Annotated in this window: 1 protein-coding gene; it reads left to right on the forward strand. The window is 70.0% G+C overall.

The window, feature by feature from the left end; translation table 11 throughout:
- Positions 1–81 precede the first annotated feature (81 nt).
- The coding region (locus FKN01_RS32350; RefSeq protein ID WP_313906196.1) for a phosphopantetheine-binding protein at positions 82–347 on the forward strand (266 nt) is incomplete at its 3' end.

Genomic DNA, 347 nt, shown 5'->3' on the forward strand with positions numbered 1-347 from the left:
CGGGCTCTTCCGGAGCCGGTGTTCTCGGTGGGGGAGCCGGGGCGTGCGCCCCGGACGCCGGCCGAGGAGACGCTGAGTGGTTTGTTCGCCGAGGTTCTGGGCTTGGACTCGGTGGGTGTGGACGAGTCGTTCTTCGACCTCGGTGGCGATTCGATCGTTGCGATTCAGCTGGTCGCGCGGGCGCGGGCGGCGGGGCTGGTGTTCTCGGCGCGGGATGTGTTCCGCCGCCGCACGGTCCAAGCCCTCGCGGCGGTCGCCACTTCCGTGCTTACCCACGATGCCGGTGCGGCTGATGACGAACCGACCGGTGAAGTGCCTGCGACGCCGGTGATGGCGTTGTTCGGCGG

It is taken from the genome of Streptomyces sp. 130 (genome assembly GCF_007096885.1).
Taxonomy (GTDB): domain Bacteria; phylum Actinomycetota; class Actinomycetes; order Streptomycetales; family Streptomycetaceae; genus Streptomyces.